This is a genomic window from Coleofasciculus sp. H7-1 (assembly GCF_057473865.1).
The window spans coordinates 1-8,185 of record NZ_JBYCCT010000049.1; the positions used below are offsets into that span (position 1 = coordinate 1).

General features: G+C 45.3%; 9 protein-coding genes and 4 pseudogenes. 10 read left to right on the top strand and 3 right to left on the bottom strand.

The window, feature by feature from the left end:
* Positions 1-834: 834 nt before the first annotated feature.
* From AC2VDX_RS12080 to AC2VDX_RS12105, 6 genes and pseudogenes are all read left to right on the top strand, one after another.
* A complete protein-coding gene (locus AC2VDX_RS12080; RefSeq protein WP_378179003.1) occupies positions 835-1,470 on the top strand; it encodes a Uma2 family endonuclease in 636 nt (211 codons plus the stop codon).
* 35 nt (positions 1,471-1,505) lie between these two features.
* Positions 1,506-1,631 (top strand): annotated as a pseudogene (locus tag AC2VDX_RS12085) (nucleotidyltransferase family protein); the annotation flags it as partial.
* Between the two features lie 284 nt (positions 1,632-1,915).
* A complete protein-coding gene (locus AC2VDX_RS12090; protein ID WP_378179006.1) occupies positions 1,916-2,155 on the top strand; it encodes a DUF4258 domain-containing protein in 240 nt (79 codons plus the stop codon).
* 4 nt (positions 2,156-2,159) lie between these two features.
* The gene (locus AC2VDX_RS12095; protein WP_378179009.1) at positions 2,160-2,402 is read left to right on the top strand and encodes a YgiT-type zinc finger protein; all 243 of its coding nucleotides are present in this window, start codon (positions 2,160-2,162) and stop codon (positions 2,400-2,402) included.
* Positions 2,399-2,939 (top strand): annotated as a pseudogene (locus AC2VDX_RS12100) (nucleotidyltransferase family protein). Before AC2VDX_RS12095 ends, AC2VDX_RS12100 begins: the two are co-directional and overlap by 4 nt.
* Positions 2,940-3,315: 376 nt before the next feature.
* Complete coding sequence (locus AC2VDX_RS12105) at positions 3,316-3,909, top strand: hypothetical protein (RefSeq protein ID WP_378179012.1); 594 nt, start codon at positions 3,316-3,318, stop codon at positions 3,907-3,909.
* A gap of 84 nt (positions 3,910-3,993) precedes the next feature.
* Here the strand turns inward: AC2VDX_RS12105 and AC2VDX_RS12110 are convergent, their stop codons facing one another.
* Positions 3,994-4,383, bottom strand: a complete 390-nt coding sequence (locus tag AC2VDX_RS12110) for a hypothetical protein (protein WP_486928164.1) — start codon at positions 4,381-4,383, stop codon at positions 3,994-3,996.
* 55 nt (positions 4,384-4,438) lie between these two features.
* On the opposite strand from AC2VDX_RS12110, the gene AC2VDX_RS12115 reads away from it, so the two are divergent.
* Positions 4,439-5,917, top strand: a complete 1,479-nt coding sequence (locus tag AC2VDX_RS12115) for an ATP-binding cassette domain-containing protein (RefSeq protein WP_378179018.1) — start codon at positions 4,439-4,441, stop codon at positions 5,915-5,917.
* Between the two features lie 28 nt (positions 5,918-5,945).
* The gene (locus AC2VDX_RS12120; protein WP_378179021.1) at positions 5,946-6,071 is read left to right on the top strand and encodes a PAP/fibrillin family protein; all 126 of its coding nucleotides are present in this window, start codon (positions 5,946-5,948) and stop codon (positions 6,069-6,071) included.
* A gap of 234 nt (positions 6,072-6,305) precedes the next feature.
* Here AC2VDX_RS12120 and AC2VDX_RS12125 read toward each other — a convergent pair whose 3' ends face one another.
* Positions 6,306-6,899, bottom strand: a complete 594-nt coding sequence (locus AC2VDX_RS12125) for a hypothetical protein (protein ID WP_378179024.1) — start codon at positions 6,897-6,899, stop codon at positions 6,306-6,308.
* 749 nt (positions 6,900-7,648) lie between these two features.
* Here AC2VDX_RS12125 and AC2VDX_RS12130 point away from each other — a divergent pair.
* Complete coding sequence (locus tag AC2VDX_RS12130; RefSeq protein ID WP_378179027.1) at positions 7,649-7,774, top strand: hypothetical protein; 126 nt, start codon at positions 7,649-7,651, stop codon at positions 7,772-7,774.
* Positions 7,775-7,917: 143 nt separating this feature from the next.
* Positions 7,918-8,061, top strand: a pseudogene (locus AC2VDX_RS12135) (MBL fold metallo-hydrolase); the annotation flags it as partial.
* A gap of 15 nt (positions 8,062-8,076) precedes the next feature.
* Here the strand turns inward: AC2VDX_RS12135 and AC2VDX_RS12140 are convergent.
* Positions 8,077-8,185 (bottom strand): annotated as a pseudogene (locus AC2VDX_RS12140) (IS5 family transposase); the annotation flags it as partial.

An 8,185-nucleotide genomic window follows, 5' to 3' on the forward strand; every position in this document is an offset into this window, starting at 1 on the left:
TGTGGGATGGGCATCTCTAGCTAAATGTTTGAAAACTTGTAATTCTACATCCATTGCCCTACCTACTGTGTAGAGTTTTATTTTTCAATTTCTTTATTCATTATATTCGGAAAGTGACAGAAGAGGGGTAATACCCCCTGTTCAACTAAAGTAATTCAGGACTTACGCAACATCACCACATCTGCCACCGCAATCCCCCAGGGGGATTGCCCCTACAAAACGCTATATGTATAAGCTTTGCGTAAGTCCTGGTAATTGTAGAAGAGCAGACTTTTAGCACGAGCTTTAGTAACGTCCAGAGGATTCTGCCCCGGACTCGCGCCATGAGAATAAAAACCGAAGGGAACATGAAGTCTACCCGGTCAATGGAGATTTAGATGTCAAACAAGCAATTAATGAAGCCGACTGAAAGCGTAATGCCGCTAAGGCAGTTTGGCGAGTTTGAGCTTTAGCAAGATGATTTGAGCAGGCAAAAAAACGACTTAAATTGATAGCACAAGCCGTGGCAACATTCTGTAAATGGGTTTTCGCCAGTCCCCAATACCCGGTTCGTCGTCAATCAAATCTACGCACAGCTTGGGAAATAGTACCCTCAATCAGCGGTATCCGTAAGAGTTGTCGGGGATTTGAACTGCTGACATCCCACAACTCAATTAGGATTGCTATATATTTCCGCCTTTTTAATACCCAGAAAATGTGGTTGGTAAGGGGTGCGAAATACGGGTTGGCGATCGCTGTTTGTCAATTACTGTCAGTTAGTCATTAATGATGCTCACGGGTGAATGGTGAGTTACGGTTGAAGAAGCTACCTGAGCGATCGCTGGAGGAACACCAATGACTGTCACCATTCCCATTCGTGGCATTGAACTCAGTCCCGGTAGCATGATTACCATTCACAACTTGTCTTGGCAAGATTTTGAGGAGATTCTTACCGAACTGGGAGAAAAGCGCAGCACCCGCATTGCATACTACCGAGGAACGCTGGAAATCATGTCTCCTCTGGCACTGCACGAACGCCCCCATCGCATTATTGCTTACATCCTCACAACTATCTTAGATGCCCAAGGACGGGACTGGGAAGATTTTGGCTCAACGACTCTGAAGCAACCAGAAATTGCCGGAGTCGAACCCGATACCTGCTTTTACATCCAGAATGCCAGTCGTGTCCGAGGTTGCACCGATATGAATTTGGAGGTTTACCCACCTCCCGATCTCGCCATTGAGTCTGATGTCACTTCAAAGACTACACTGAATGCCTATCAAGCCTTGCGCGTTCCGGAAGTGTGGATCTATCGCGATCGCCAACTGACGATTTATATTCTCCAGAACGGGGACTATACTGAATCATCTGTCAGCCTCTCTTTTCCCGATCTGCCTATGACTGAAATGATTCCCCAGTTAGTGCAAAAAGCGATTGATGACGGAACCAGTCGGATGCTGCGCGAACTGAAAATACAACTAAGTCAATAACTGGAAAGACTCGAACCAAACTAGATAAGCAAAACATGGATAGTGCCACTCGCCTCCAGAAGACTTTGGTTGATTCGCCGGTTGGTGTTGTGTTACCGACAATCGCGCTTTTGAATCTCCCCGACTGGTGGTTGGCAGGTGGTGCGGTACGAAATACGGTAAGAGCGACCGCTGGCGAGGCAAGAGAATAAAGGGGCTTCGTTTTTACAAAAATGCCCTTTTCTGCGTCTAGCATAGAAGTGTCTGCGAGTTCAGCACAGAAAATTGCCTAGATTTCAAGTTGGAGCATACCGGAAACTTGAGGTAGGGAGTTTTTAGGACTTAGATTAAGAGAGCGATCGCCCAAACAACTTGATATGATTGCCTGGATGTGACCCAAACAACCAAGTGCCTCAAGCGTGATATTGACCGTATCAGAGAGAAAATCCGATTCCGTCAATACGATATGTCAGCACATGCAATGGAAGAGATGGCTGAGGATATGCTGACTATTCTGGATGTAGAAGAGGCTGTTCTAAGTGGTCAAGTCATACGGGTGGAAAAAGACGATCCTAGAGGAACAAAATATGTAGTAGTGGGGACTGCATTAGATCGACAGATACCTGTTGGCGTGGTTGGACGTTTCGCTAGCAACGGACGTTATCTGATTATCACTGTTTACGAAGTCACTGAGCTGGAGGGCTAGTTGTATGTATGGATACAGATGTGAGTATTGTGAAGGAACCGTTCAACCTCGTACTGTCAAGCGCGAAGCCTTCAAACACAAAGATGGATTTGTCATTCTTGAAGATGTGACGATTGGTGTTTGCGATCGCTGTGGTAATCGATACTACTGTGCCGATATTCTCCATGCTGTTCACGCCATTGCAACTGGGGCAAAGTCGCCAGAGAGAACCGAACAGATTCCAGTAGCTCATTTAGAATCTGCATAGTCGCGCGGCTTGACATCCTCCCCGCCCTAAAAACTTTTGCCTGTCATAGCGTATTATCTGCGATCGCGCTTCTGAATCTCCCCAATTGGTGGTTGGCAGGTGATGCGGTACGAAATACGGTAAGAGCGATCGCTATTTGGCAACGACTGTCAGTTAGTCATCAACGACTTTGACACTGCCTTTTTTGATGCGCTTGGAGATCGTTCCCAAGAACTCACCGCCAAGGATACCCTCACAACGCAGTTTCCTGACTACAAGTTTGATGTTAAAAATCAAGCGAGTGAGAGCGCATTGGCGTTCCGGTTGCAGACCTTACAGTAGCACGCTCAGATGGGGTTACTGATTGGCAGCACACGGCGACGGCTGTAGGCGTTCGGTTAGATGCTCAAGGACAATGGCAGTTCTTTACTCCTTACGATCTGGATGATTTGTTTAATGGCATCATCCGACCTACAAAGAGCGCATATCCACAACCCAAATGCGGAGAGTAAAGCGGCTTCGTTTTTACAAAAATGCCCTTGTCTGCGTCTAGCATAGAAGTGTTTGCGAGGAAGGTCGGGAGGTCTTAATGTACGTTCTTACCCCATCAGTACACGCATTTCCTTATCACATAGGGTAGGAGAAAACACTTAGTTTAAAGCCTCTCGTTTACCAAAATTTCGTGAATATGCCATGTGCGAGACAGTCTTCTTTCGTTAGCCTCAAAGAAGATTATCAAAAGGCACTCACGCCATGTCCCTCCCTGAATCCCTATCGAATGCTACGCTTGTGAAGGAAACCCGGAAATGTCAGAGCTGACTCAAGTGCAGTTTGCCCAAGCACTAGGAGTTTCCTTCTAGTCAGTGAACCGTTGGAAGCGGGACAAGACGAAGCCTTTGCCGATAGTTCTAAGCAGATCGAGGCGATCTATATCATGCAAATTATCACAAATTTTCCCAGTTTAATTGACCGATGGCTTCGCTATCGATTTCAAACAATCCTAGTCGTATGTTTTTTACTTTGGACACCCTTTCTAGTCGCGAAAACTTTGCTGGTTCAGCACTCCTGCTATCCGATGATTCACTGGTCTGGTACACTCCCAGCAGAGTGCCAACCTAAACTGTCGCAAGCTAATTCTCGTCCATCTAAAAAAGCTGAACCTCTGCGCGATCGCTCTCAAGAACAAAAACAAATAGCACGTAGCGATCGCAGTCCATCACCTAAACCTTTGCCCACTTCTCAAGAACAAAAACAAAAAGCACAGAGCGATACTAGTCCATCACCTAAACCGTCATTCATTCCTAAATCTGACGAATCTCCACCGCCAGCGAAACCTCATGCAGTAGAAGATGTTATCAAGACAGCAGAAGATGCTATCAAGGCAGCAAAAGATTATCCAGATATCACAAGCAGTGTTGTTGCCATTGGAGTTGCAAGTACTGTGGCTGCTGTTGTTGCCACTGCTCCTTTAGCTGTCGTCGTAGCAATTGGTGCAGCAGTATGGTTTGCAATTAGGACAGTGCTTTAGCAACACTATCTTAATTTCCAACTTTGTCCAATATTTCACGAAATCAAGGAGTAATCAATTAAAAATGCAACCTTCTAACAACTCTCAACAATCTTCCAACCTTGTGCAATCCTCCTCCAACACCCCGCAAATTGTTCCAGATTCAGACAGGCAAATACAATCTACTTCCAATCCTATAGAAACCCCAGCAGTTTCCTTAAAACTCCCTGGTTCAGGATTTTCATTACACCTGAATAAATGGGTAGTTTTAGGAGTTTTTGGAGTTGCAATGGTTGCCACATTCTTTCTTTTAACGAAAGGAAGTGAATTTTGTTTATTCAGCACTTGTATACCGCCAATTGATTCCACAGGCTCACTTGCTATGAACTTTTGGGGATTTGCAGGAGGAACAGCAGCACTTGTAGTTTTAACCACTTTTTTCGGTGTCTCGTTAGTGCCTGCTGTTGCCGCTTCCTTTGCGGTTTGGTTTCTCATGCAAATGACACTCCATTAGCTCTAAATCTTATCTATATTTTTTCTCACACAAGCCATGAATATTATCGAACTCAAGCAAGTTTCTAAGGAATTTCGCAAAGGATTCCAGCAAACTTCTATCTTACAGGATATCAATCTGATTGTGCAGCGAGGCGAATTCGTTGTGTTGCGCGGCGAAAATGGGGCTGGCAAGACTACTCTACTGAATCTGATTTTAGGGTTACTCAAACCCAGTAGTGGAGAAGTTGAACTAATGGGGCTTTCACCACAGAGTGCTAACTCAAAAATCCATGTTGGAGTAGTTTTACAAGATACACAAGTTCCAAGAAATGTCAAGGTAAAGGAACTTATTGAACTGCTGAGAAGCTACTACCCTAATCCACTTTCAACTGAAGAAATATTGAACATAGTTAAGCTTAAAGATAAAGAAAGTGCTTGGGCAACTGACTTATCTGGCGGACAAAAACAGCGACTTTATTTTGCCCTTGCTCTAGCAGGCAATCCCGACCTTCTCATCCTTGATGAACCAACCCGAAATCTAGATGAAAAAGGATATGAGGAATTTTGGCAGCAAATCAAACTCTGCTGTCAACGAGGAATCACCATTCTAATGGTGACAAATAATAAATCCGACTGGAACGAATTAAATACTTTAGCAACTCGCTGTGTCACTCTCCATAAAATTACTGAAATTCATCCTGAAGGACAGCTAACTCAGGAGCTAATAAATTTAAAAGATAAAGCTTTAGAAGATCAGCCTGAAAATCCTAGAGAGACGGAGAATTTACCTGAAACTTCTTCTCAGAACATCCAACGCATTTTTCAACAACAACTCTGGTTTGAAATCCTTCAACTACTTCGCACTCCAGTTTTTTTAATTGCAACACTCGCACTGGTGGGATTTGTCCCGTTATTAAAATTGCAAGGATTGAAAGGAAAAGGGGCAACAGAAATAGTTATTTACCTGTGTGGCATCATACTTTTCACGATTGTCATCGACCGACTGGGTAAACGAATTGCAGTTGAGCTATCGGAAAAATGGCTGAAGCTTTTGAGAGCTACACCTTTACCACCAACAGTATATATGGCGGCTAAGATTGCCACCTCGCTTCTGATTTGTACTGTGAGCCTTTTATTAATCTTCGCATTAGGAAGCTGGCAACTTGAGATGAGAATGGATTTGACTCAAGGGTTAGCTCTGATATCGAGCCTAATCTTAGGAATTGTGCCATTTGCCATTCTCGGCCTTGCATTAGGGTACTTACTAGACCCCAAAAGTGCTGATTCTATTCTTAGCCTATCGCTAATTGTTATTCCTGTTGCTTGCGGTTCAATTCCACTTCCGGGACCGCAAATCGTACAAGATTTAATTGCATGCTCACCGTTCTACCACTACCAGGAATTAGTTCTATCGGCAGTTAGTTTGAAACACGATAACCAGTTATTTCTACATTTACTTTGGCTGATTTGGGCGGGGGGTGCTTTTGGTTTATTCGCGGCTTGGTCTTATCAGCGCGATCGCGTCGTTCAGTAGCTTCTTCCCATCACTAAAGTTTTAAACCTTGCTATGTTCATCAACATCGTATTTTCTCCGAAATGAGGCGGAGTGGACAACCTCCTACTTAGACGAAGAAATTAGGGTAGGAAGAGGTGCAACAGGCAATCTGTTTGTGTTTAGTCGCGAGTGAGTTGGGTGTTTTGGGCGATCGCGTTCTGTCAACTCAATGATTATGGGGAATGGAGCATCAGTTCTTCACCACCATCTTGAAAATGCCATCTCCATCGTTCCTCTGGGTGCGCTGTCCCTTAGCTGCATAGGGAGGCTGGAAATTTCTTTAAATGTAGAGACGCGAAATTTCGCGTCTCTAGAGTCCGCGCAGGCGGACTTGGTTTGTTTAGCCGCGATTTCTAATCGCCAGGGCTTATTGAGGAGGACGATCTCCCTCTGGTTGGTTGCCATCTTGAGGCGGACGGGGCGGAATTCCCAGCGCATTCACCAGTTGCTCTTCTGTAACGCCGAGTTTTGCCGCCGCTGCCTTAAAGTCCGGTCGGGGTGGGCGTTGTCCCGGTGCAGGCGGCGTACTTGGTGGATTCGCTGGTACCCCCAGTGCTGCCTTTAAATTGGCTTCTGACACGCCCAGCTTCTGCGCTGCGGCTGCAAAATTTGGACGTGGTGGACGGGGCGGAATTCCCAACGCATTTACCAATTGCTGTTCGGTAATGCCGAGTTTTGCCGCCGCCGCCTTGAAATCGGGTCGGGGAGGGCGTTGTCCCGGTGTAGGATTCGCTGGCACTCCCAGTGCTTCTTTTAACTTGGCTTCTGAAATGCCCAATTTCTGAGCTGCTGCGGCAAAATCTGGCCCTCTGCGTCCCTCTTGTTGCTGATTGGGCTGAGATGAGTTTTGTGCCTGTCGATTAGGCGATTGAGCGATCGCCTGATTCAGCGCTACACTTCCAAACGTTCCAATTAAAACAGGAATTGCAATCAGTGTCAGCAGTCGGCGGGTTTTCTTCACTTGCTTTCTCCTTCGGTTAAATCTCGAAACGTGTCTATAGTTCGATTAAGCTCAACCAAAATTACAGCTTGCCCTTCGTCTGAATTACAGTTTTGTAATCTAAGTCAAAAGCCGCGATCTGCTGCTTGCACAAGCGTTAACGCGATCGCCTCAATTCCGGGAAGATCAAAACTCTGTTCTACCATATTTATTTAGAGGATGTCTGAGAAGTCGGTTATAACACCATCCAGATGTCCGGGCTTTCGCATACCCTCCCTTGAAGGTTTACGCCTACGGGCGACAATTTCTCGTTCCAATAGCTTGTTTACCGAATGCCAAAGCCCCTACGAGATGCCAATACTACTTTTCAAACATCCTCTTAGGTTCTGATTATATTTCAGACAGGTCTAATAGTTTTTGCAACCCAACTGTTTTGTTAATCAATCAAGTGTTTTCCTATACAAATATCAGAGCTGACAACTACTACTTTTGTAAGAGCAAAAGCTTTAAAAATAAAGACTATTGAAAGAGTATAAGTAATTCGTTTTCAACTATTCTAACTAAGTTGGAGTAGGGACAAATTGGTTTATCCCTACTCTCACAAATAAAGCACCATATAGGAAGCACGAGAATTACGACTATACAATCGGGCGACATTCTGGGTCACTTGAGCAGGAAACCGTCGAAATTGGCAGTTAAGTTAAGCGTTTGAAAAAGAAGCAAGCCACGGCAAAAGAGCGTGGAGCAGTCATATAGGAGTTTGGATGGTTATGAACAGTTCTTTGACCCGACCTCTGGCTGTCGTGACGGGTACCTCCAATGGCATCGGCTACGAACTCGCCGTTACTGCCGAACAGAACCGCAAGCTCAATGAGCCAGGGTCAGCCAACAAGTAATTTGTGCCTAGAGATCAACCGAATAGGCTCAGTTGACACTCTTTTCAAGCAGAACGCGATGGTTCCAGACCGACGGTCAGTCATCGCGCCGTTGGCAATCTCACACATTTAGGATGGTTCTGAGGAGGCATTGTAGAGGATTCATGCACATTCATCATCTCAATTGTGGCTGTATGTGCCCGATCGGCGGGGCGCTTTTCGATGGCTTCAGTCGCGGTCTGACGGCTCGTCTCGTCTGCCACTGCCTGCTCGTCGAGACGAACCAGGGACTTGTTCTGATCGATACTAGACCTCTTGCGGAATTAAGATTTTTCAGCTATTTTTAGCTCATAGTTATAAATTCCTGCTAGCAGGTTTACTCGCAAGCCAAATCTCTTTCTTCTATTTCTATAACGGCTAGATAAAATTCGG

Bases quoted from the DNA above. Each gene is read 5' to 3' on its own strand.
- AC2VDX_RS12095 (WP_378179009.1), top strand. From the start codon at position 2,160: ATGTATGGATACAGATGTGAGTATTGTGAAGGAACCGTTCAACCTCGT.
- AC2VDX_RS12130 (WP_378179027.1), top strand. From the start codon at position 7,649: ATGAACAGTTCTTTGACCCGACCTCTGGCTGTCGTGACGGGTACCTCC.
- AC2VDX_RS12080 (WP_378179003.1), top strand. From the start codon at position 835: ATGACTGTCACCATTCCCATTCGTGGCATTGAACTCAGTCCCGGTAGC.
- AC2VDX_RS12105 (WP_378179012.1), top strand. From the start codon at position 3,316: ATGCAAATTATCACAAATTTTCCCAGTTTAATTGACCGATGGCTTCGC.
- AC2VDX_RS12110 (WP_486928164.1), bottom strand. From the start codon at position 4,383: ATGAGAAACCAAACCGCAAAGGAAGCGGCAACAGCAGGCACTAACGAG.
- AC2VDX_RS12115 (WP_378179018.1), top strand. From the start codon at position 4,439: ATGAATATTATCGAACTCAAGCAAGTTTCTAAGGAATTTCGCAAAGGA.
- AC2VDX_RS12090 (WP_378179006.1), top strand. From the start codon at position 1,916: ATGTCAGCACATGCAATGGAAGAGATGGCTGAGGATATGCTGACTATT.